We start from the raw sequence: 22,656 nt of genomic DNA on the forward strand, positions 1-22,656 counted from the left end.
GACAGACAAGAATGGTCTAGTCCACAATGAAATAGTCAAGCTTCCGCCCTCCCCGCACAGGAGGGTGGAACGAGGTACCCGACGCTCTCTGCCCTGACTGCGTCGAGACCTCCCACACGGCCGAGGGACCGCACACCCCCGGCCTGCTGCTCCGGGCTGCGGTGCCGGACGGGTTGAGGGTCCCGTCCTGGCGCCGCGGCCCGCGGGTGTTTTCAGGGGGTCGGGGCGCCCTGGGGCCAGGCCCGCATCGCGATCTCCGCCATGGCCTCCAGCTCCTCCCTGGTGGCGCCGTCCCGCGCCTGCTGGGACATGCCCTGCATCACACCGCCGCTGAAGCGGGCGAGGGCGCGGGCGTCCGTGGACGGTGGCAGGACGCCCGCCGCGATGTCCGCGCGGATCCGGGCCTCGAAGGCGTCGAGCGTGGCCTGCCGCCGCTCGCGCAGCGCGTGCTCGACCTCGGGGGTGCCGCAGTTGACCGCCGCGGCGATCATGAGGCAGCCGAAGGGGTGCGCCGGGTCGGTGTACTCGGCGGCGGACTCGCGCAGCAGCCGGGCCATGCCGGCGCGGGCGGTCGGCTCCTCGGCCAGGGCGCGGCCGCCGAAGGAGCCGTACCGCGTGGCGTAGGCCTCGACGACCTCGGCGAACAGCGCCTTCTTGTCGCCGAAGGCGGCGTAGAGGCTGGGTGCGCCGATGCCGATCGCGCGGGTGAGGTCGGCGACCGAAGTCGTCTCGTAGCCGTGTTCCCAGAAGACCATCGTCGCCTTGTCGAGGGCCGCGTCGCGGTCGAAGGAGCGGGGCCGGCCGCGCTGTTTGGTCGCCATGCCCGCCATTTTATAAGGACCACTAGAGAAAAGGGGCCGCGCTGGAGCGGTCTCCCGGTGGCTGGCCCCGTCCGCCCGGCCGACCATGGAGGTGCGCGCACCCGTCGGCGGGGCCCCGTGATGCCGGGCCCGGGGCTCGAACAAGCACCCGCCCCGGCGGGCTCCCTTCTGCTAGATTGGTCTATACCACACGAGACTCTTTTCAGATCGGCAGGCCCAGCGTGGAAGTTGTCATCGTTCCGGACGCCAAGGCAGGCGGCGAGCTCATCGCCGAGGGCATCGCCGGCCTTCTGCGCCGCAAGCCCGACGCCCTGCTCGGCGTGGCCACCGGCTCGACTCCGCTGCCCATCTACGACGCTCTGATCTCCCAGGTCCGCTCCGGCGCGGTGGACGCCTCCCGCGCCCGCATCGCCCAGCTCGACGAGTACGTGGGGCTGCCGGCCGGCCACCCCGAGTCCTACCGCTCGACCGTGCTGCGCCAGGTCGTCCAGCCCCTCGGGCTGCCCGAGTCCTCCTTCATGGGTCCCGACGGCTCCGCCGAGGACGTCCAGGCCGCCTGCGAGGCGTACGACCGTCAGCTGGCCGAGGCCGGCGGCGTGGACCTGCAGATCCTGGGCATCGGCACCGACGGGCACATCGGTTTCAACGAGCCGTACTCCTCGCTCGCCTCGCGCACCCGGATCAAGACGCTGACCGAGCAGACCCGGATCGACAACGCGCGCTTCTTCGACAACGACATCGAGCAGGTGCCGCACCACGTCATCACCCAGGGCATCGGCACCATCCTGGAGGCGCGCCACCTGGTGCTGCTCGCCACCGGCGAGGGCAAGGCGGAGGCCGTGGCGCAGACCATAGAGGGCCCGGTCGCCGCGATCGTGCCGGCCTCCGCGCTCCAGCTGCACCCGCACGCCACGGTGGTGGTGGACGAGGCCGCCGCCTCGAAGCTCAAGCACGCCGACTACTTCCGGCACACCTACGCGAACAAGCCCGCCTGGCAGGGCATCTAGGACCGTCCAGGACGACGTACGGCCAAGGGCCGGCGCCCCGTGCGGGGTGCCGGCCCTTGGCGGTGGCGGACGGGCACCGTCAGGCGCCGGTGACGATCTCGGCGGCGGCGATCCCGCAGACCCGGGCCGCGCCTCGGGTGGCGATGTGCAGGGCGCCGCGGGGCTCGGCCCGGTCGATGCCCATCTCGACGACGACGGTCCCGGGGCGGGCGGCGACCAGGGCGTCCAGGGCGCGCTCCATCCAGGGGTGGCGGTGGACGTCCCGGACGACGGCCACGATCCGGCGGTCCCCCGCCGCCGCGAGCACGACCTCGGCGGTGGCGCCCTCGCCGTACGTGCCGGTGAGCGTGCCCGGCAGCAGCCTCGCCAGCTCGGCCGCGACGCCCCAGGGCGTCTCGTCGCCGACCGCGATGTTGGCGACGGGCGTGAGGGAGGCCACGTAGGGGGCGGTGGTGAGCGGCTCGTACGGCAGCTTCGCGGCCGTCACCTTCACCGCGCGGCGGGCGGCCACCAGACCGATGTCGGTGCCGGGCGCGGTCCCCTCCTGCGTTGCCGCGCCCGGCTCCGGAACAGCCCCCCTGGCCCGGTGCGCCTGGGTCCAGGACGCGAGGGCGCGCACCCGCGCCGCCGCGTCGGCCAGCCGCTCCTCGGACAGTTCGCCGGTCCTCACCGCCTTGACCAGCGCGTCGCGCAGGCGCAGAACGGTGTCCTCGTCGGCCAGGCCGCCGCCGACGCAGATGGCGTCGGCACCCGCGGCGATCGCGAGGACGGAGCCGCGCTCGATGCCGTACACCGCCGAGATGGCCTGCATCTCCATGCCGTCGGTGACGATGAGCCCGTTGAAGCCCAGTTCCTGGCGGAGCAGACCGGTGAGGATCTGCGGGCTCAGGGTGGCCGGGCGGTGCGGGTCGAGCGCGGGCAGCAGGATATGCGCGCTCATCACCGCTTTGGAACCCGCCGCGACAGCCGCGCGGAAAGGCACCAGCTCACGGGCGTGCAGTGTGTCGAGGTCCACATCGATCCGGGGCATCGCGTGGTGCGAGTCGACATTGGTGTCGCCGTGCCCGGGGAAGTGCTTGGTGCAGGCGGCGACACCGGCGGCCTGGAGGCCTTCGACGTACGCGACGGTGTGACGGGCCACCAGATCGGTGCCCGGGCCGAAGGATCGCACCCCGATGACCGGATTGTCAGGGTTCGAGTTGACATCGGCGGAAGGTGCCCAGTTCAGGTCGACCCCGCAGGCGGCGAGCCGGCGGCCCAGCTCATGGGCGACGGCCCGGGTCAGCTCCACGTCGTCGACCGAGCCGAGGGCGTAGTTGCCGGGGAAGGAGGAGCCGTCGCGCACCTCCAGGCGGGTGACGTCACCGCCCTCCTCGTCGATGGCGACCAGGACGTCGTCCCGCTCCGCCCGCAGCCGGGCGGTGAGCGCGGCGAGCTGCTCGGGCGTGGCGATGTTGCGGCCGAACAGTCCGACCGAGGAGAGGCCTTCACCAATGCGGCGCAGCAGCCAGTCCGGTGCGGTGGTGCCGACGAAGCCGGGCTGCAGGACGGTCAGGGCGTCCCGGGTGAGGGTGCTGGTGCCGGATACGAGCGTCGTCATGGGGCGCGTTATCCCTTCACGGCGCCGGCGGTCATACCGCCGACGGCCCGGCGCTGGAGGAAGACGAAGACGATGAGCACGGGGAGGGCGAAGAGCGTGGAGGCGGCCATGGTGGCGCCCCAGTCGCTGCCGAAGGCGGTCTGGAACTGGGTGAGCCAGAGCGTCAGGGTCTGCGCCTCCTTGTCCTTGTTCAGGACCAGGACCATCGCGAACTCGTTCCAGGCGGTGATGAAGCCGAAGAGCGAGGTGGACATCAGACCGGGCGCGAGCAGCGGGAAGATCACCTTGCGGAAGGCCTGGCCGCGGGTGCATCCGTCGATCTGCGCGGCCTCCTCCAGCTCGACCGGTACGGCGGCGATGAAGCCGCGCAGGGTCCAGATGGTGAAGGGCAGCACCATCACGAAGTAGATGAGGGTGAGCAGCGGGATGCTGTTCAGCATGTCACCGTCGCGGGCGATCATGTACATCGCGATGACCATGACCTCCCAGGGGGCCATCTGCGCCATCATCACGGTCAGTACGAGGCCCTTGCGGCCCTTGAACCTCATCCGGGCGATGGCGAAGCTGGCGGCCAGGGCGACGACCAGCGCGAGGAGCACCGCGCCGACGGTGACCAGCAGGCTGTTGGTCACATAGGTCCAGAAGAGGTCGACGCCGGTGGCCGTGGTGTAGTTCTCCGTCGTCGGGGTGAAGAGGAAGACCGGGTCCTTGGTCAGGATCTCGCTCTGCGGCTTCAGCGAGGACGAGAACATCCAGTAGACCGGGAAGACGAAGAGCACGGCGAGGACGAGGGCCGTGACGTTCTTGGCGACGGCCCCGATGCGCAGGGGCTTCCTCGTACGCAGGGTCTGTGCGGGCCGCGGCGTGCGGGTGAGGGTGCTCAACTCTCCTCCTCCTGCTTCAGGATCAGACGGAAGTAGAAGGACATGGCCGCGATCAGCATCAGGATGGTGAGGATGGAGATCGCCGCGGCGAGGCCGTAGTGCTGCTGGCCGAGGCCCTCGATGTAGGCGTAGACGGGGAGCGTCTCGGAGCCGCGGTCGGGGCCGCCCAGGTTCATGGCGTACACCTGCGCGAACGCCTTGAAGATCCAGATGACTTCGAGGAACGTGGTGATCAGGAAGAACGGCTTGAGGTTGGGGAAGACCACGGACCAGAAGGTCCGCCAGCCGCTCGCGCCGTCCATCCGGGCGGCCTCGTAGAGCTCGGTGCCGACGGTGGTCAGACCGGCGTACATGTTCAGGGCGACGAACGGGATCGAGCCCCAGACGAGCAGGATCATCACGATGACGAGGGTGGAGAAGCCGGTCTCGAACCAGTTGTGCTGCTCGTAGCCGGCGAAGCCGAGCGTACGCATCAGCCAGTTGACGACGCCGAACTGCTCGTCGAAGAGCCACTTGAAGACGGTGACGGAGGCGACGATCGGCATGGCCCAGGCGAACATCAGCGCCAGGGACAGGACCAGCCGCATCTTCTTGCCGAGCCGGTTGAGGAGCAGACCGATCAGGGTGCCGAGGCTCATGATGAGGACGACGTTCGCGGCCGTGAAGCCGACGCTGCGGACGACCACGCCCCAGAAGTCGGCGTCACCCAGCAGCTTGGTGTAGTTCTCGAAGCCGATCCAGACGGTCTCGCGCGTGATCATCTCGCGCTTGTTGACCTGCTGGAAGGAGAGGATCACATTGCGGATCAGCGGGTAGAGCAGCAGCACCGCCATGGACAGCAGGGCGGGCGCGACAAGCAGGTACGGCAGCAGCCCGCCGGGCAGGGAGCGTCTGCCGCGCGGGGGCTGAAGGACTTCCTTCGGGCCGGAAGGGGGTGGCGGAGTCTTCGACTTCCCTGCCGCCCTCCCGGGCGCGTCCACAGGAGCGGCCGTCGCCGTTCCCTGGGAGTCCACGGTCATGGTCTTATTCCTCGCGGTTCTGGGGCTCCCGCGCCCACCGGGGCGCGGCCCGCGGAGAGCGGGCCGCTGTTCACTGCGGTGGCCCGGGGGCGCGGCCGGAACTCCCGCCGCGCCCCCGGGCGTCTCCTGCTACTGCTGGTTGACGCGCTCGGTGATGACCTTGTCGGCGGCCTCGCCGGCCTTCTTCGGGTCCTCGCCCTTCAGGACCTTGGTCATGTAGTCCTTGATCGGGTTCGGGGCGGTCTCGACGTTCGCCCAGCCCGGGGTGACCGGGGTGATCTTGCCGACGGAGGAGGCCTTGGCCATCGCCTCGGCGAAGGAGCCCGCGGCGGGCTTGAACTGCGCGGCGTCGGTGTTCGGGAGCAGACCGCCCTCGGTGGCCTTGGCGTACGCCGTCATCTGCTGCTTGCCGGCCGCCAGGGCCAGCCACTCCTTGGCGAGGTCCTTGTTCTTGGACCGCTCGGCGACGGCGAGGTTCGAGCCGCCGAAGAAGACGGAGCCGGGCTTGTCGGCGGTCTTGCCCGGGATCGGGAAGTAGCCGAAGTCCGCGGTCTTGCCGGCCTTCTTCATGGCGTCGATCGCGCCGCCGGCCTCCCAGCCGAGACCGATCCAGGACGCCACGCCGCCCTTGGGGACGATGTCGGTGGACTGCTGCGGGGTGGCCTCGTCCTTGTCCTTCGGAGCGGTCGAGTACGACTGCAGCTCCTTGTAGAAGTTCATCGCGGCGGCGGCCTCGGAGGAGGACAGGTTGCCCTTCCACTTGTCGCCGTCCTTGACCGCGAGGTCGCTGCCCTCGTCCCAGACGAAGCCGGCGTAGACGTACCAGCTCTGGCCGGGCAGGTAGATCGGCTGGGTCTTCGGGTCGGAGGCCTTGAGCTTCTTGAGGCCGTCGATCCACTCCTGGCGGGTCTTGGGCGGCGTGACACCGGCCTTCTTGAAGGCGGCCTTGTCGTAGATGACGACACGGTTGGCGGCGTACCAGGGGGCGGAGTAGAGCTTGCCGTCCAGCTCGTTGGAGGCGAGCATGCCCTTGTTCCAGGCGTCGTGGCCGAGCTTGGCCTTGTCGCCGGTGAGGTCGGCGAGGCCGCCGGTGGCGGCGTAGCCCGCGGTCTGGGTGTTACCGAGCTCGACGACGTCCGGCGGGGTGTCCTCGGAGAGGGCCGTGGTGACCTTCTCCTGGATGCCGTTCCACTGCTGCTTCTCGACCTTGACCTTGACGCCCTTGTGCTTGGCCTCGAACTCCTTGGTGACCTCGGCCATCCACGCGTCCGGGGCCGAGCCGTCCATCACCCAGACGGTCAGGGTCTTGTTGCCCGACGCGTCCGTCCCGCCCTTGCCGTCCTCGGAGCCGCACGCGGCAATGCCGACCATCATGCCCGCGACGCCGATCGCCGCGATGAGCTTGCGCTTCACGCCACCCTCCTCAGGGATGCCTGCAACCCCTGCCCACCGCGCGAAGTCATACGCCTCGTCATGCTCGTTGGGGCTGGGACCTGGCCTTTAATGGTTTAGACCAGTACCGGGAGCTTGGCCTAGACCTTTAGGGGTGTCAAGGGTGTATAAGAAGGGCAGTCGGGTCCGTTATCGGACCGACACCTGAGGAGGGGCGACGACCCGTGACCGGTCCGTGCCACCATGTGAGCCGCAGCAGACGGAGGAGCCGGTGACGGCAACAGCACAGGAGTCGGGAAGGCAGGCCATGGCCACGGACGGGGGCAGTACGGAGAACGAGGGCGGGGCCACCACCCGTACCGCGCGCGTGCCCAAGTACTACCGGCTCAAGAGGCATTTGCTCGACATGACGGAGACGCTTCCGCCCGGCACCCCGGTGCCGCCGGAGCGCACCCTCGCGGCCGAGTTCGACACCTCGCGCACCACCGTGCGCCAGGCCCTCCAGGAGCTGGTCGTCGAGGGCCGCCTGGAGCGCATCCAGGGCAAGGGCACGTTCGTCGCCAAGCCGAAGGTCTCCCAGGCGCTCCAGCTCACCTCGTACACCGAGGACATGCGCGCCCAGGGCCTGGAGCCGACCTCCCAGTTGCTGGACATCGGGTACGTCACGGCCGACGACACGCTCGCCGGGCTGCTCGACATCAGCGCGGGCGGGCGGGTGCTGCGGATCGAGCGGCTGCGGCTGGCCAGCGGCGAACCGATGGCCATCGAGACGACCCATCTGTCCGCCAAGCGCTTCCCGGCCCTGCGCCGGTCGCTGGTGAAGTACACCTCTCTCTACACGGCGCTGGCGGAGGTGTACGACGTCCACCTCGCCGAGGCCGAGGAGACGATCGAGACCTCGCTCGCCACCCCGCGCGAGGCGGGCCTGCTCGGCACGGACGTCGGCCTGCCGATGCTGATGCTCTCCCGGCACTCGCGGGACGAGAACGGCGAGCCGGTGGAGTGGGTGCGCTCCGTCTACCGCGGCGACCGCTACAAGTTCGTCGCCCGCCTGCAGCGGCCGAACGGCTGACCCGAAGGACTGGCCCGAACGGCTGAGAAAAGCCTGGTAATTCGGTGAACCGGTGCCCCGGCACATCCGTGAGGAGTGCCGGGGCACCGGTATGTCCAGGGCCGGCGGTCAGATCGACACTCGTCCGTTATTCGGACGGGGGTTCCATAGACCGAAACAGTCCCCTAGATTTCCTGCGCATTACGCAGGTGATCAGCGGAGGGGACGGTATCGCCGTATGTCGGAAGAGACGCAAGGAAAACCGCCGACCATCACGCCTTTGCGCGTCGTGGTGGCGCTGTGCCTCATCGCACCGTTCGTGGCCATGCTCTGGGTGAGCTCGTACGCGAAGACCGAGCCGGCCTTCATCGGCATGCCGTTCTTCTACTGGTACCAGATGGCCTGGGTCCTGATCTCGACCGCTTTGACGATGGTCGCGTACAAGCTGTGGCAGCGTGACCAGCGCGCCCGCAAGGAAGGTGCGTCGAAGTGAAGGACGGCGTGAACGGCGTCGCACTCGCCGTCTTCATCTTCTTCTTCCTGGCCGTCACGGTCATGGGATTCCTCGCCTCGCGCTGGCGCCGGGCGGAGAACGAGAACAGCCTCGACGAATGGGGCCTCGGCGGCCGCTCGTTCGGCACCTGGGTGACCTGGTTCCTGCTCGGCGGCGACCTCTACACCGCGTACACCTTCGTCGCCGTCCCGGCGGCGATCTACGCGGCGGGCGCGGCGGGCTTCTTCGCCGTCCCGTACACGATCCTGGTGTACCCGCTGATCTTCACCTTCCTGCCCCGGCTCTGGTCGGTGTCGCACAAGCACGGGTACGTCACCACCTCCGACTTCGTCCGGGGCCGCTTCGGCTCCAAGGGCCTGTCGCTGGCGGTCGCCGTCACCGGCCTGCTCGCCACCATGCCGTACATCGCCCTCCAGCTCGTCGGCATCCAGGCCGTCCTGGACGTGATGGGCGTGGGCGGCGGCGAGACCACCCACTGGTTCATCAAGGACCTGCCGCTGCTGATCGCCTTCGGTGTGCTCGCGGCCTACACCTACTCCTCCGGCCTGCGGGCCCCCGCGCTGATCGCCTTCGTCAAGGACACGCTGATCTACATCGTCATCGCGGTGGCGATCATCTACATCCCGATCAAGCTCGGCGGCTTCGACGAGATCTTCGCCAAGGCCGGTGAGGCGTACGCGCAGATCAACCCCGCGACCGACAAGCCGCGCGGGGCGCTCGTGCCCGGGGAGATGGGCCAGTGGGGGTACGCCACCCTCGCGCTGGGCTCCGCGCTCGCGCTCTTCATGTACCCGCACTCGATCACGGCGACGCTCTCCTCGCGCAGCCGTGAAGTCATCCGCCGCAACACCACGATCCTGCCGCTCTACTCGCTGATGCTGGGCCTGCTGGCGCTGCTCGGCTTCATGGCGATCGCCGCGGGTGTGAAGGTGAAGAACGGTCAGCTGGCCATCCCGCAGCTGTTCGAGAACATGTTCCCGGACTGGTTCACGGGCATCGCCTTCGCCGCCATCGGCATCGGCGCGCTGGTCCCGGCGGCGATCATGTCGATCGCGGCCGCGAACCTCTTCACCCGCAACATCTACAAGGACTTCCTGAAGCCGGACGCCACGCCGGCGCAGGAGACCAAGGTCTCCAAGCTGGTGTCGCTGCTGGTGAAGGTGGGCGCGCTGGCCTTCGTCCTCACCATGGACAAGACCGTCGCCATCAACTTCCAGCTCCTCGGCGGCATCTGGATCCTCCAGACCTTCCCGGCGCTGGTGGGCGGCCTGTTCACCCGCTGGTTCCACCGCTGGGCGCTGCTGGCCGGCTGGGCGGTCGGCATGGTCTACGGCACCGCGGCGGCGTACGGGGTCGCGAGTCCGACGCAGAAGCACTTCGGCGGCTCGTCGGCCGAGATCCCCGGCATCGGCGAGATCGGCTACATCGGTCTGACCGCGTTCGTCCTGAATGTCGTCGTGACGGTCGTGCTCACCTTCGTGCTGCGGGCGGCCAAGGCGCCCGAGGGCGTCGACGAGACCTCCCCGTCCGACTACACCGCGGACGCGGGCGACCCGGGCGTCAAGACGGAGCTGCCTCCGGCGACGGCCGGCTCGGCGCACTGACCTCCCGGCCTCCCGAGGGCCGTCGGGTGTTCCTTCGCGGAGCGCCCGGCGGCCCTCGTCGCGTGTGCGCGGCGATTCGGTGGGCGCCGGCGGCCCGGCCGGGTCACACTCACGCCATGGAGATAGCCATTCGTACGGCACTGCCGGCCGAGTACGAGGCCCTCGGCGAACTCACCGCACAGGCCTATCTGGACGACGGCCACCTCGATCTCAACGAGGACGACGACTACCTGGGCGTCCTGCGGGACGTGGCCCGCCGGGCCGCCGAGGCGGAGGTGCTGGTCGCCGTGGACCCCCGGGGGTGCCTCCTCGGTGGCGTGACCTTCGTCGCCTCAGGGGCGCGGCCGTGGGCCGACGTCGCCCGGGCGGACGAGGCCGAGTTCCGGATGCTGGCGGTCTCCAAGGAGGCGCGCGGACAGGGAGCGGGCGAGGCGCTCGTACGGGCCTGTGTGGAGCGGGCGCGGGCCACGGAGGGGTGCGTACGGCTGATGCTGTCGACCCAGCCGTCGATGGGGTCGGCCCACCGGATCTACGAGCGGATGGGGTTCGTACGGACTCCTGAGCGGGACTGGGAGCCGATTCCCGGTCTCCGGCTGCTCACCTACGGGTTGGAGCTCTGACGGGGAGTCCGGATACACGACACACAACATGTGGGGGGTGCCGCATCCGGCGCCCCCCACATGTATGCTCATGCTCGCTGTCGTCGCAGGGGAATCCGGTGGAAATCCGGAACTGTCCCGCAACGGTGTGTTTGGTGTACGTGTGCACCCGATGAGTCCGAGGACCTGCCGACAGCGCGCCCGGTCCGTCCGTTCCGGGTGCCGAAGACGTCCGGGCCTCGCGGAATGGGCCGGTGGACGCCGCGCATCCGCCGTCACCGGTGTGTGCCCGTGCGCCCCGACTCCTGCCGCCGGCCCCGAGCCGAGCGAGGGAGAGCCCCCACAGTGACCATCGCGCCCGCCGATCCGGCCTCAGCGATTGAGAACGACGGACCCGGGACCGTACTCCTGCGGACCCTGACCGACCTCACCGCCGATCTGCCCGAGACCGACCCGGGACGGGTGGCGGCCGCCGCGCTGCGCGGCCGGCACGCCGGTTCGGACGAGGCGGAGCTGCGGGAGCTGGCCACCGAGGCGGCCGCCGGGCTGATCTCCGAGGACCCCGCCTACTCCCGGCTCGCCGCCCGGCTGCTCACCCGCGCCATCGCCGACGAGGCGGCCGGCCAGGGCGCCGTGTCGTTCTCCGCGTCGGTCGCGGTCGGCCACCGGGAGGGCCTGATCGCGGACCGTACGGCCGACTTCGTGGCGCTGCACGCGGCCCGTATGGACGCGCTGATCGACCTCGACGCGGACGACCGCTTCGGCTACTTCGGTCTGCGCACGCTCTACTCGCGCTATCTGCTGCGCCACCCCCTGACCCGCAAGGTGATCGAGACCCCGCAGCACTTCATGCTGCGCGTGGCCGCCGGTCTCGCCGAGGACGACTCCGAGCTCGCCCTGGACGAGGTCGCCTCGCTGTACCGGCTGATGAGCCGGCTGGACTACCTGCCCTCCTCCCCCACGCTCTTCAACTCCGGCACCCGCCACCCGCAGATGTCCTCCTGCTATCTGCTGGACTCGCCGCTGGACGAGCTGGACTCGATCTACGACCGCTACCACCAGGTCGCGCGGCTGTCGAAGCACGCGGGCGGCATCGGCCTCTCGTACTCCCGTATCCGCGCCCGCGGTTCGCTGATCCGCGGCACCAACGGCCATTCCAACGGCATCGTGCCGTTCCTGAAGACGCTGGACGCCTCCGTCGCCGCGGTGAACCAGGGCGGCCGCCGCAAGGGCGCGGCCGCGGTCTACCTGGAGACCTGGCACGCGGACATCGAGGAGTTCCTGGAGCTGCGCGACAACACCGGTGAGGACGCCCGGCGTACGCACAACCTGAACCTCGCGCACTGGATCCCGGACGAGTTCATGCGCCGGGTCGACGCGGACGGCGAGTGGTCGCTGTTCTCCCCGGCGGACGTGCCGGAGCTGGTGGACCTGTACGGCGAGGAGTTCGACGCCGCCTACCTCAAGGCCGAGGCGGCGGGCCTGGCCAAGAAGACCATGCCGGCCCGCGACCTGTACGGCCGCATGATGCGTACGCTCGCGCAGACCGGCCAGGGCTGGATGACGTTCAAGGACGCCTCCAACCGGACCGCGAACCAGACGGCCCTGCCCGGCACGGTGGTGCACTCCTCGAACCTCTGCACCGAGATCATCGAGGTCACCAACGACGACGAGACCGCGGTCTGCAACCTCGGCTCGGTCAACCTCGGCGCGTTCGTGCTCCCCGGGACGGGCGAGCTGGACTGGGAGCGCCTGGACGAGACGGTCCGTACGGCCGTGACGTTCCTCGACCGGGTCGTGGACATCAACTTCTACCCGACCGAGCAGGCGGGCCGGTCCAACGCCAAGTGGCGCCCGGTGGGCCTGGGCGCGATGGGCCTCCAGGACGTCTTCTTCAAGCTGCGGCTGCCCTTCGACTCCGCCGAGGCGAAGGCGCTGTCCACGAAGATCGCCGAGCGGATCATGCTGGCGGCGTACGAGGCCTCGGCCGACCTCGCCGAGCGCAACGGCCCGGTCCCGGCCTGGGCCGAGACCCGTACCGCCCAGGGCGTGCTGCACCCCGACCACTACGGCGTGGAGAAGGCCTGGCCGGAGCGGTGGGAGGCGCTGCGGGCGCGGATCGCGAAGACCGGAATGCGCAACTCGCTGCTGCTCGCCATCGCCCCGACCGCGACGATCGCCTCGATCGCCGGTGTGTACGAGTGCATCGAGCCGCAGGTCTCCAACCTGTTCAAGCGCGAGACGCTCTCGGGTGAGTTCCTCCAGGTCAACTCCTACCTGGTGGAGGAGCTGAAGGAGCTCGGCGTGTGGGACGCGCAGACCCGTGAGGCGCTGCGCGAGGCCAACGGCTCGGTGGCGGGCTTCACCTGGGTGCCGGCCGAGGTGCGCGAGCTGTACCGCACGGCGTGGGAGATCCCGCAGCGCGGTCTGATCGACATGGCCGCGGCGCGGACCCCGTTCCTGGACCAGTCGCAGTCGCTGAACCTGTTCATGGAGACGCCGACGATCGGCAAGCTGTCGTCGATGTACGCGTACGCCTGGAAGCAGGGGCTGAAGACCACGTACTACCTGCGCTCCCGCCCGGCGACGAAGATCGCCCGCGCGGCCCGCGCCGCCACCACCGTCCCCCTCCAGCAGACGGCCGCCGACGCCGACGCGATCGCCTGCTCCCTTGAGAACCCCGAGTCCTGCGAGGCCTGCCAGTAATGTCCGAGAAAAACCTGCTCGACCCGGGCTTCGAGCTGACTCTCCGTCCGATGCGCTACCCCGACTTCTACGAGCGCTACCGGGACGCGATCAAGAACACCTGGACCGTGGAGGAGGTCGACCTCCACTCCGACGTGGCCGACCTCGCCAAGCTCAGCCCGGGTGAGCAGCACATGATCGGCCGTCTGGTGGCGTTCTTCGCGACCGGCGACTCGATCGTGGCGAACAACCTCGTGCTGACGCTGTACAAGCACATCAACTCCCCGGAGGCGCGCCTTTATCTGTCGCGCCAGCTCTTCGAGGAGGCCGTGCACGTCCAGTTCTATCTGACGCTGCTCGACACCTACCTGCCCGACCCCGACGACCGGGCCGCCGCGTTCGACGCCGTCGAGAACATCCCCTCCATCCGCGAGAAGGCGCAGTTCTGCTTCAAGTGGATGGACTCGGTCGAGAAGATCGACCGCCTGGAGACCCAGGCCGACCGCCGCCGCTTCCTGCTGAACCTGATCTGCTTCGCGGCGTGCATCGAGGGTCTGTTCTTCTACGGCGCGTTCGCCTACGTGTACTGGTTCCGGTCCCGGGGCCTGCTGCACGGTCTGGCGACCGGCACCAACTGGGTGTTCCGGGACGAGACGATGCACATGAACTTCGCGTTCGAGGTCGTCGACACCGTCCGCAAGGAGGAGCCGGAGCTCTTCGACGACGCGCTCCAGCAGCAGGTCACGGACATGCTGAAGGAGGCCGTGGAGGCGGAGCTGCAGTTCGGCCGCGACCTGTGCGGCGACGGTCTGCCGGGCATGAACACCGAGTCGATGCGTGAGTACCTCCAGTGCGTCGCCGACCAGCGCCTCCAGCGGCTGGGCTTCGCGCCGGTGTACGGCTCGGAGAACCCGTTCGCGTTCATGGAGCTCCAGGGCGTCCAGGAGCTGACCAACTTCTTCGAGCGCCGGCCGTCGGCCTACCAGGTCGCGGTCGAGGGCACGGTGGACCTGGACGAGGACTTCTGAGGCTTCCGAGCCTTATGAGTCTTCTGAGCAGCGGATTCCGGATGTGGAGATAACGGATCATTCGCCAAAGCTTGGCTTAGAGTGATCTCGCCCCGCCCGGACAGGTGTCGCACAGCTGTCCGGGCGGGGCATCCATCGTCTTCCGACGCATCAGGGGGATCCGCATGTCTCGTACCGCTCGCGCACTCACCACCGCCGCGATCGCCGCGCTGCTGGTGGGCGGCGCCGCCGCCACCGCCTCGGCGGACACCGGCTGGACGACGAAGCCTGCCGACACCGGCTGGACCTCCACCCCGGCCGACACCGGCTGGACCTCGACGCCGGCCGACACCGGCTGGACGTCCGCCCCGGCCGACCTCGGCTGGTAGTAGCCGCACACGAAGGGGCCCCGCTCGCACACGCGAGCGGGGCCCCTTCGTGCGTACGTCAGTCGTTGGGGACGGTCTCGTACCGCGGGGTCCCCTCGGCCATCTGCTTCAGCGCGTCCTTGCGCTCGCGCTTGGACAGCCGGTCGATGTACAGGTAGCCGTAGAGATGGTCCGTCTCGTGCTGGAGGCAGCGGGCGAAGTAGCCCGTGCCGCGCACCTTGATCGGGTTGCCCTGCGCGTCCTGGCCGTGGACCTCGGCGTAGTCCGGGCGGGCCAGCGAGGCGTACGCCGTCGGGACGGAGAGGCAGCCCTCGTTGGAGTCGTCCAGGATCCGGTACTCGGCCGGCAGCTCCTGGAGCACGGGGTTGACCACGACACCGGTGTGCCGCACGCCCTCGTCGTCGGGGCAGTCGTAGACGAAGACCTTGAGGTCGACGCCGATCTGGTTGGCGGCGAGCCCCACACCCTCCGCCGCCTTCTGGCTGGCGAACATGTCGTCGATCAGCGCCGCGAGCTTGTCGTCGAACTCCGTGACGTCCTTGCACTCCTTGTGCAGGACCGGGTTGCCCACGACCGTGATCGGCCGCGCCGTGCCGCGCTCGCGGTACGCGAGCTCACGCGCCTCGCAGTCCTCCGTGTCGACGACGAAGCCGTCGTTCACCTGCTCGTCCGTCTCCTGCTGCGCCATTGGGCCGCACGCCTTCCTCAAACACCCCAGTCAGTGGTCCCGTACAGCCTACGGCCAGCTGTCAGCAGACTTCTTCGAGATCCCGCCACTCTCGGCTGTCGGGGCTGTCCGCGACCCACCCGTCGAGCAGCCCGCGCACCAGACCGGCCGGCGCCGCGATGCCGCACTCGCGCTCGGGCACCCACAGCTCGCCCGGGGAGCGGTGGCCGAGCGGCCCCGGGTGCCCCGGCTCGCTGTGGTCGTGCGGGTCGAGGTGCTCGCCCTCGCCCTCGGCGCTGGGCATGGTCGATTCCGAGCAGGCCCGGCACAGCAGCCGGACCGACGAGGACCAGTCCTCCGCGGCGAACCCGGCGTCCGCGGCCAGCTGCTCCAGGGCGTCCCGGTCGGCCTCGGTGGCGGCCTCCAGGAGGACCACCCAGGTCGGCACGGGCGACGGCGCCCACAGCTCGATCTCGTCGAAGACGGGGTACGACGGCCCGGCGGAGGTGGTCCGCTCGCCGTGCGGGACACCGTCGTGCAGCACGACCTCGCCCCAGCGGCGGCCCGAGGACGGCAGCGGGATGGAGAGGACCTCCATCCGGGCCGGGTCGAGACGGCGGCCCCACACGACCTCGGCCTCGCCCTCCGGGGAGAGCCGCACGGCCGCGCTGCCCAGGTCCATCCCGGCCGGTTCACCGGTCCCGGCGGAGGCGCCGGGGACCTTCAGGCCGTACGCCTGCCAGGCGCGCCGGGCCAGCGGCCAGTCCTGCAGGGCGGTGGCGGCGATCCCGACGTTCCACCAGTCGGGAGCGCCGGTCTCCTTGTCGAGCAGGGCGACCGCGCGCAGCCCCGCGGCGCGGGCCTGCTCCCAGTCGTGCCGGAACTTGTGCAGCAGCGCCAGGTTGAACCAGGACTCGGAGAGCCAGGGCTCCAGGTCCGCCGCACGCGTCAGAAGCGCGCCCGCGTCCTCGTACCGGCCGTCACCGATCAGCGTGAACGCGCGGTCGGTGGCCTGCCGCCACGAGGCGGAGGGCCGATGCCGTACCTTCCCGAAGATCCTCACGATTCCCGCCTGCCGGTCGCTCGGGTTCAGGCCCGAGGGAACCCTCGACAACACTGTCACCCTCTTGTTCGCATCCAACCATGCCCGGTCGGACGCCCGCTCATTACCCATGGGTTACCCAGGTCGACCGGGGGCGACGCCGCCCCGGGCCAGGACTCTGGCGAGGGACTCGACGACCTCCGGCTGGTAGTCCCGGGCGGTGCCGAGCCTGAGCCGTTCGAGTGCCTTCAGGGCGCCCGCCGCGGTGTCCCCCGCAAGATCGTCGTACGCGTTGACGGCACGGACGATCCGGGCGGGCAGGGGTTGTTCGCGGTACGGATCGGCCTGGCGTTCCACGACGACGGCGACGGCCGCCGGCACCCCGGTCTGGCGGACGACGGCCCCGCCCAGCAGCGCTATCCGCCGCTGCTGGGGGACCGGCAGGAGGGCGGTGGCGCCCTCCGGTACGGGGTCGACGAGGGAGAGCTGTCCGATGTCGTGCATCAGGGCCGCGTATTCCAGTACGGTCAGCTCCGCTCCGGACATGCCCATCTCCCGGCCGACCGCCCCGCTGAGGGCCGCCACCCGCCGTGCATGCCCCGCCGGGGTGTATCCGGCGATCTCGGTGGCGCGGGCGAGCGAGGCGATGGTCTGGCCGTTGACCGTGCGGACGGCGGCGTACCGGCGGAAGGCGAGCTGGGTGAGGAGGAGGGGTACGCAGAAGACGGGCAGCGCCCAGAGGCCTGCGGCGGCGACCCCGAGGGCCATCACGGCGCCGGTCGCGCAGACCGCGGAGCCGATGCCGAGGTGGGCACGCAGCTGGTCACGGAGGAGAGGGCCGTACGGGTAGCCGCTGCGGGCGCGCTGGATCAGGGCGGCGAGGACGGCGTCGCACAGGGCGGTCAGGACCAGCAGGACCAGCAGGAAGAGGGCGAAGAGCGGGCCGTGGCCGATGTGCTCGGTGACCAGGCCGGTGTTGTAGGGCGGCTGGAAGCAGACGGCGGCGAAGCCGACGGTCAGCACCCGGCGGACGACATGGTCGAGGGCGGGTGCGCGGCCCCGCGCGACATGGAGCACGTTTCCGGCGAGTGCCCCGGCGACGACCACCGAGACGACCTGGAGGACGCCGTGGGTGGTGGGCTCCCCCGCGCTCTCGCCGAGCAGGGCGTACGCGAGCGCCCCGGCGGCCCCGAGCGGCGCGGGCTCCTTTCCGCCCAGCTCGCCGGGGAGGGCGCCGGGCGCGGCGCCCCAGCGGGCGAGCTCGCCCACCGCGATGAGCACCCCGAAGGCGAGTGCGGTGCCGCGCTGGTCGACACCGCACCACAGGGTGTGGCCGAGCCCCCCGGCGGTGAGCAGGGCGGCGGCGCCGTACACGACAGCGACCGGGGCCGCCACGCGCGCGTGGCGGGCGGTCATGGCCGGGCCCCTGGGTGCGGGGCGGGCAGCGGGCCGACAGCGAGGCCGGGGCCGGGCGCGGCCGGTGCGGAGGGCCGGGGTGGCGGAACGTTCCCGCTGGGTTCGTCGGCGGTGACGTCCGACTGCCAGCCGTGCCGGTCGAGGGCGCGGACCAGCGCGCGGACCATCCGGGGGTCGAAGTGGCTGCCCGCGCACCGCCGGAGCTCGGCGAGCGCCGTGCCGACCGGGCGGGCCCGGGAGTAGCAGCGGGTGGAGGTCATCGCGTCGAAGGCGTCCGCGACGGCGACCACGCGCGCGAACTCCGGGATCTGAGTCCCGCTCAGCCCGTACGGATAGCCGCTGCCGTCCATCCGCTCGTGGTGGTGCAGGATCGCCGAGCGCGCCTCGCCGAGGAAGCCGATGCCGCGCACGATCTCGTGTCCGTACTCCGGGTGCAGCTCGATGATCCGCCGCTCCTCGGGCGTCAGCGGCCCGTCCTTGCGCAGCACCCGGGTGGGCACGCCCAGCTTGCCGACGTCGTGCAGGATCCCCGCGAAGCGCAGGACCTCCAGGCGTCCTTCGTCCATGCCCAGCTCGCGGGCGATGAGGACGGACGCCCGGCCGACCCGTTCGCTGTGGCCCCGGGTGTAGCGGTCCTTGAGGTCGACGGCCTGCACGAGCGCCCGGATGGTGGCCTGGTGCGCGGCCCGTTCGCGGTGGTACTGCGCGAAGACCCAGCAGGTGATGTACATCGGCAGCAGCACGAAGAGCGCGGCGACCGGCCCGTGGGCGCTGCGCCAGAGCACGGCCATCATCAGTCCGGCCAGTCCGTGCACGGCGTGCGGGGCGAGCGAGGGCCACAGCAGCCCCCGCCAGGCGGTGCGCACCGGCCGCCGCTCCGCCGTGACGCGGATGCCGCCGTCGAGAACGGCGAGGACCAGGCAGAAGGTGCACGTCGAGACCGCGGCGGGCAGCAGGACGTACGGGAAGTCCGGGGTCCCCGAGGCGCCGCCGAGCGCGGCCGGGCCGCCGAGGAGCGCCGCGGCCTGCGCGGCGGCCCAGGCGGCGAGGGCGAGCCGGCCGGCCCGCCAGATCCGGCGCGGCCGGGCCGGGCGCTGGTCGACCCTGGCCAGCAGCGCACCGGGCAGGGCGACGGCCGCCGCCCCAGCGGGCGGCAGGAGCAGCGCGGCGGCGAGGAGCACGGGAAAGAAGGATCCGGTGCCGGGCGGCATCGACCCGAGGTGGGTGCGGCCGAGCAGCGGACAGCGTGCGGGCACTTCGCAGGCGGCGTAGAGCCCCGCCAGCAGGGCGACGGCTCCCCAGGAGCCGCGCGCGGCCGGCCCGAGGACGGGCAGCGCGCAGACCACGGCGCCGGCCACGACGCACCCGATGTACGCGCGGGCGGCTCCAGGAATCCCCATCACCCGCGTCACGCTAGCGACTTGGGCACAGCATCACGGCGGGTAACGGCCGATTAGCACCATCGGGTGATGGGGGCTGCTATGGCGCGGGGCCGGGACCCGCGCCGTACGATCAGGTCTCCTGAGGCGTCGGTGCCGACACGTCGTGGTCGGGGACGATCTGCCCGGAGCGGATGAGGTCGATCCGGCCCATGACCTTGGCCCTGAGGTCGGTGGGCACGTCGTCCTGGCCGCAGCACCGCTTGACCAGTTTCTTCACGGCCTGCTCGAGCCCGTACTTCTCCAAGCACGGGGAGCACTCCTCGAAGTGCGACTCGAACTTGGTGCAGTCGCTGTCGGGCATCTCATGGTCGAGGAACTCGTAGAGATGGTCGAGTACCTCACTGCAATCCGTCTCGTGCGGCTCTCCGCAGCTCATGAGCCCGAGCCTTTCAGATCGTTCGACGACTCTCCGGCGCCCGCGGGCACGAGCCCGCGGTCGCGGGCGTAGTCCTCGAGCATGCCGCGCAGCTGGCGGCGGCCCCGGTGCAGTCGGGACATCACCGTACCGATGGGTGTACCCATGATGTCCGCGATCTCCTTGTACGCAAAGCCCTCGACATCCGCCAGATAGACGGCGATGCGGAACTCCTCGGGGATCGCCTGCAGCGCTTCCTTCACATCGGAGTCGGGCAGGTGGTCGAGAGCCTGCGACTCCGCCGACCGCAGACCCGTCGACATGTGGGACTCGGCCCGGGCGAGCTGCCAGTCCTCGATCTCCTCGGCGGCGCTGCGCTGCGGCTCGCGCTGCTTCTTGCGGTACGAGTTGATGAAGGTGTTGGTCAGGATCCGGTACAGCCATGCCTTGAGGTTCGTGCCCTCACGGAACTGGTGGAAGGATCCGTACGCCTTCGCGTAGGTCTCCTGCACCAGATCCTCCGCGTCGGCGGGATTGCGCGTCATGCGCAGCGCCGCGGAGTACATCTGGTCGAGGTATCCGAGGGCGTCCCGTTCGAAACGCGCATTGCGCTCGGCGGCCGTCTCCTCGGGGCCGTTGTCGGTCCCTGTGTCGGTCCCAGTGACCGGACCCACCTCCTCCAACGATGTGGCGGATCCGAATGCGGACCCACTCGATTCGGAGGATAGACGAGGAACCGCTCCGCCCGCCGCCCGAATAGGGGCGGTCTTGGCCGCGGGCAGCACCGTCCAGTCCAGGTCAGCGGCGCGCGAGCGGCTCGGGCAGATGGTCGAACTCATGCGACGGGCTCCCTCTCCAAAGCTCTTTCTTCCGATGCACCCGTTGCAACAGAGGGGTCGCCCGCATCATTCCCGGAGAGTTCCGATCCATTTCCGAACGCCTTCGGCGATCACACCGAGAGCGTCGTCCTGGGTGAGCGGGGCGCGCTTGGGCACGGCGAAGGAGTGGTCGCCGAATGGAACCTCGACAAAGGTGTAGGTCCCATCGGGAAACTCCTCGGGCTTGCCGAAGGGGTCGTTTCCGCCCTGGACGACGAGCGTGGGCAGTCCGGCGTCGAGGAGTTCCCCGGCGCGTGAGCTCTCCGGGCGGCCCGGCGGGTGCAGCGGGAAGCTGAGCGCGAGCACGGCCCGGGCCCCGAGCTCGGCCGCGGTGCGGCACGCGACCCGCGCCCCGGCGCTGCGCCCGCCGGCCACGACGGGCACCGCGCTCTTGGCCAGGGCCGGCCACACCTCGCGCCATCCGGCGTCCAGGGTCCTCGGCGCGGGCGCCACCTTCTTCCCGGCCACCCGCCAGGGCATCTCGACGAGGGCGACGCTCACCCCGTCGGCGGGCAGCTCGGCGGCGAGGGCCTGGAGGTCGCGGGCCTCGATCCCGCCGCCGGCGCCATGGCCGAGGGCCAGCACGAGGCGCGCCTTCCTGGCGGGGTGCCAGGTGATCCGCGCGTCTCCGGTCTCGGTCGAAACGATCTCGCTCTTGGTCACGCCTCCATACTGCCGCGCGCCGGGCGGGCCGGGCCGGAGCTCAGAACAGCGTGCCCACCTCGGGGCCCGCCAGCTCCGTCAGGAGCTCCGGCCCGTTGTTACGGACGTTGCTGACGGCGGTCGCCACGGGATACGCCCGCATCAGGCCCTCCGGCGGCGCCTGGAGCAGCTCCCGCAGCTCCTCCGGCTCGGTGAGCGCGGGGTCGAGCCAGGCCGACCAGCGGTCCGGGGTCAGCATCAGCGGCATCCGCGGGTGGATGTCGGCCAGCGAGCTCGGGCCCTCCGCGGGTGCCACCCCGAGGGGTCCCTTCTCCGCCTCGGTGGTGATGACCGAGCAGGTCACCCACCACGCCGAGGGATGGTCGTCCGGCAGCGTCCGGTCCCGCCAGAACTCGTAAAGACCGGCCATCGCGAAGACCGAGCCGTCCGCCGGGGTCACGAAATACGGCTGCTTGCGCGGGCGCTTCTTCTTGCCCTCGACCTCCAGCTCCCGTTCCTGCTCGCCGGTCACCCACTCGTAATAGCCGTCCGCGGGCAGGATGCAGCGCCGGGCGGAGAACGCCCGCTTGAAGGAGGGCTTCTCGGTCAGCGTCTCGGCCCGCGCGTTGATCATGCGGGCCGCGCCCTCCGGGTTCTTCGCCCAGGAGGGTACGAGGCCCCATTTCAGGACCCGCATCTGGCGAACCGGACGCCGTGAATCCGCGTCTTTCAGAGGGCGCTCCAGGATCGCGTAGACCTCTTTGGTCGGGGCCACGTTCCAGTCGGGCGCCAAAGTCTCCTCCGGCTCCCACTTCTCGACCTCGAAGAGCCCCACCAGATCCTCGGGCCGACGACTCGCTGAATACCGTCCGCACATACGTGCCACACTGCCACGATCCGCGCCGAGCCCAGGAGCCCGTCCAGAAAATGTCCGACGTCTTCGGCATCCAGCCCGCCCCCGAGCAATGGCTCGTCCTCGCCACCGCGGCCGTCGCGCTGCTCGCGGTCGTACCGCGCGCGATATGGCGGCTCTCCCGTAACGCGATCACCATCGCCCACGAGGGCGGCCACGGTCTGATCGCCCTGGTCACCGGCCGCCGGCTGGACGGCATCCGGCTGCACTCCGACACCAGCGGCCTCACCGTCAGCCGTGGCCGGCCCACCGGACTCGGCATGATCCTCACGGCCGCCGCCGGCTACACCGCCCCGCCGCTCCTGGGCCTCGGCGGCGCCTGGCTCCTCTCCGCCCACCGCATCACCCTGCTGCTGTGGCTCGCCACCGCCCTCCTCCTCGCCATGCTGGTGATGATCCGCAACGCGTACGGGGCACTGACCGTCATCCTCACGGGTGCCGCGTTCCTCCTGGTCTCCTGGCTCACCGAGCCGGACGTGCAGTCCGCGTTCGCCTACAGCGCGGTGTGGTTCCTGCTCCTCGGCGGGGTCCGGCCGGCCTTCGAGCTCCAGGCCAAGCGCCGCCACGGCGGCGCCTCCGACTCCGACGCCGACCAGCTCGCCCGGCTCACCCACGTACCGCCCGTGCTGTGGCTGTTCCTCTTCCACGCGGTGTCGCTCTGCTCGCTGATCGGCGGCGGGCGCTGGCTGCTGGGGCTGTAGTGCGTGTGCCCCCCACTAAAGTGAGGGC

Annotated in this window: 22 protein-coding genes and 1 riboswitch; of the genes, 9 read left to right on the plus strand and 13 right to left on the minus strand. The window is 70.5% G+C overall.

The features are described 5' to 3' along the window. Positions 1 to 212 precede the first annotated feature (212 nt). On the minus strand, positions 213 to 821 hold the full coding sequence (locus ACZ7LT_RS21920; RefSeq protein ID WP_471237739.1) for a TetR/AcrR family transcriptional regulator: 609 nt from the start codon (positions 819 to 821) through the stop codon (positions 213 to 215). 221 nt (positions 822 to 1,042) lie between these two features. Here ACZ7LT_RS21920 and nagB point away from each other — a divergent pair, with 221 nt between their 5' ends. Beyond that, positions 1,043 to 1,828, plus strand: a complete 786-nt coding sequence (gene nagB, locus ACZ7LT_RS21925) for a glucosamine-6-phosphate deaminase (RefSeq protein WP_471237740.1) — start codon at positions 1,043 to 1,045, stop codon at positions 1,826 to 1,828. Positions 1,829 to 1,907: 79 nt separating this feature from the next. Here nagB and ACZ7LT_RS21930 read toward each other — a convergent pair whose 3' ends face one another. The 4 genes from ACZ7LT_RS21930 to ACZ7LT_RS21945 form a co-directional block, all read right to left on the minus strand. Further along, positions 1,908 to 3,428, minus strand: coding sequence for a glycoside hydrolase family 3 protein (locus ACZ7LT_RS21930; protein ID WP_471237741.1), 1,521 nt, complete (start codon positions 3,426 to 3,428; stop codon positions 1,908 to 1,910). Positions 3,429 to 3,436: 8 nt separating this feature from the next. After that, on the minus strand, positions 3,437 to 4,273 hold the full coding sequence (locus ACZ7LT_RS21935; protein ID WP_471237905.1) for a carbohydrate ABC transporter permease: 837 nt from the start codon (positions 4,271 to 4,273) through the stop codon (positions 3,437 to 3,439). Between the two features lie 35 nt (positions 4,274 to 4,308). Next, positions 4,309 to 5,331 (minus strand): carbohydrate ABC transporter permease, encoded by a 1,023-nt coding sequence (locus tag ACZ7LT_RS21940; RefSeq protein ID WP_471237742.1) that lies wholly within the window; start codon positions 5,329 to 5,331, stop codon positions 4,309 to 4,311. A 129-nt stretch (positions 5,332 to 5,460) separates the two neighbouring features. After that, positions 5,461 to 6,744, minus strand: a complete 1,284-nt coding sequence (locus ACZ7LT_RS21945; RefSeq protein ID WP_471237743.1) for an extracellular solute-binding protein — start codon at positions 6,742 to 6,744, stop codon at positions 5,461 to 5,463. 286 nt (positions 6,745 to 7,030) lie between these two features. Here ACZ7LT_RS21945 and ACZ7LT_RS21950 point away from each other — a divergent pair, with 286 nt between their 5' ends. The 7 genes from ACZ7LT_RS21950 (at position 7,031) to ACZ7LT_RS21980 (ending at position 14,572) form a co-directional block, all read left to right on the plus strand. Further along, positions 7,031 to 7,795 (plus strand): GntR family transcriptional regulator, encoded by a 765-nt coding sequence (locus ACZ7LT_RS21950; RefSeq protein ID WP_471237744.1) that lies wholly within the window; start codon positions 7,031 to 7,033, stop codon positions 7,793 to 7,795. 217 nt (positions 7,796 to 8,012) lie between these two features. Next, positions 8,013 to 8,267: a DUF3311 domain-containing protein gene (locus ACZ7LT_RS21955; protein WP_471237745.1), complete on the plus strand. Its 255-nt coding sequence runs from the start codon at positions 8,013 to 8,015 to the stop codon at positions 8,265 to 8,267. Beyond that, a complete protein-coding gene (mctP, locus tag ACZ7LT_RS21960) occupies positions 8,264 to 9,892 on the plus strand; it encodes a monocarboxylate uptake permease MctP (protein WP_471237746.1) in 1,629 nt (542 codons plus the stop codon). Before ACZ7LT_RS21955 ends, mctP begins: the two co-directional genes overlap by 4 nt. Before the next feature lie 116 nt (positions 9,893 to 10,008). Next, on the plus strand, positions 10,009 to 10,512 hold the full coding sequence (locus ACZ7LT_RS21965; protein ID WP_471237747.1) for a GNAT family N-acetyltransferase: 504 nt from the start codon (positions 10,009 to 10,011) through the stop codon (positions 10,510 to 10,512). Between the two features lie 64 nt (positions 10,513 to 10,576). Continuing rightward, positions 10,577 to 10,699, plus strand: a riboswitch (cobalamin riboswitch). Between the two features lie 137 nt (positions 10,700 to 10,836). Further along, complete coding sequence (locus ACZ7LT_RS21970) at positions 10,837 to 13,197, plus strand: ribonucleoside-diphosphate reductase subunit alpha (protein WP_471237748.1); 2,361 nt, start codon at positions 10,837 to 10,839, stop codon at positions 13,195 to 13,197. After that, entirely contained in the window at positions 13,197 to 14,204 is a 1,008-nt protein-coding gene (locus ACZ7LT_RS21975; protein ID WP_471237749.1) for a ribonucleotide-diphosphate reductase subunit beta, read from the plus strand. Before ACZ7LT_RS21970 ends, ACZ7LT_RS21975 begins: the two co-directional genes overlap by 1 nt. A gap of 164 nt (positions 14,205 to 14,368) precedes the next feature. Next, positions 14,369 to 14,572, plus strand: coding sequence for a hypothetical protein (locus tag ACZ7LT_RS21980; RefSeq protein WP_471237750.1), 204 nt, complete (start codon positions 14,369 to 14,371; stop codon positions 14,570 to 14,572). Positions 14,573 to 14,630: 58 nt separating this feature from the next. Here the strand turns inward: ACZ7LT_RS21980 and def are convergent, their stop codons facing one another. From def to ACZ7LT_RS22020, 8 genes are all read right to left on the minus strand, one after another. Next, positions 14,631 to 15,260 carry a peptide deformylase gene (gene def, locus ACZ7LT_RS21985; RefSeq protein WP_471237751.1) on the minus strand — a complete coding sequence of 210 codons (630 nt, stop codon included), beginning with the start codon at positions 15,258 to 15,260 and terminating at the stop codon, positions 14,631 to 14,633. A 61-nt stretch (positions 15,261 to 15,321) separates the two neighbouring features. Further along, positions 15,322 to 16,302: a tetratricopeptide repeat protein gene (locus tag ACZ7LT_RS21990; protein ID WP_019889310.1), complete on the minus strand. Its 981-nt coding sequence runs from the start codon at positions 16,300 to 16,302 to the stop codon at positions 15,322 to 15,324. 114 nt (positions 16,303 to 16,416) lie between these two features. Further along, a complete protein-coding gene (locus ACZ7LT_RS21995; RefSeq protein ID WP_471237752.1) occupies positions 16,417 to 17,697 on the minus strand; it encodes an HD-GYP domain-containing protein in 1,281 nt (426 codons plus the stop codon). Continuing rightward, entirely contained in the window at positions 17,694 to 19,100 is a 1,407-nt protein-coding gene (locus tag ACZ7LT_RS22000) for an HD-GYP domain-containing protein (protein ID WP_471237753.1), read from the minus strand. The genes ACZ7LT_RS21995 and ACZ7LT_RS22000 overlap by 4 nt, the downstream gene beginning before the upstream one ends. Before the next feature lie 109 nt (positions 19,101 to 19,209). Further along, complete coding sequence (gene rsrA / locus ACZ7LT_RS22005) at positions 19,210 to 19,515, minus strand: mycothiol system anti-sigma-R factor (protein ID WP_019889307.1); 306 nt, start codon at positions 19,513 to 19,515, stop codon at positions 19,210 to 19,212. Beyond that, the gene (locus tag ACZ7LT_RS22010) at positions 19,512 to 20,168 is read right to left on the minus strand and encodes a sigma-70 family RNA polymerase sigma factor (protein WP_019889306.1); all 657 of its coding nucleotides are present in this window, start codon (positions 20,166 to 20,168) and stop codon (positions 19,512 to 19,514) included. Before ACZ7LT_RS22010 ends, rsrA begins: the two co-directional genes overlap by 4 nt. Before the next feature lie 231 nt (positions 20,169 to 20,399). Then, positions 20,400 to 21,035 (minus strand): alpha/beta hydrolase family protein, encoded by a 636-nt coding sequence (locus tag ACZ7LT_RS22015; RefSeq protein WP_471237754.1) that lies wholly within the window; start codon positions 21,033 to 21,035, stop codon positions 20,400 to 20,402. 40 nt (positions 21,036 to 21,075) lie between these two features. Beyond that, a complete protein-coding gene (locus ACZ7LT_RS22020; RefSeq protein WP_471237755.1) occupies positions 21,076 to 21,891 on the minus strand; it encodes an SOS response-associated peptidase in 816 nt (271 codons plus the stop codon). A gap of 50 nt (positions 21,892 to 21,941) precedes the next feature. Between ACZ7LT_RS22020 and ACZ7LT_RS22025 the strand changes: the two genes are divergently transcribed. Continuing rightward, positions 21,942 to 22,628 carry a M50 family metallopeptidase gene (locus ACZ7LT_RS22025; protein ID WP_471237756.1) on the plus strand — a complete coding sequence of 229 codons (687 nt, stop codon included), beginning with the start codon at positions 21,942 to 21,944 and terminating at the stop codon, positions 22,626 to 22,628. Positions 22,629 to 22,656: the final 28 nt, after the last annotated feature.

It is taken from the genome of Streptomyces sp. NPDC039465 (assembly GCF_055639315.1).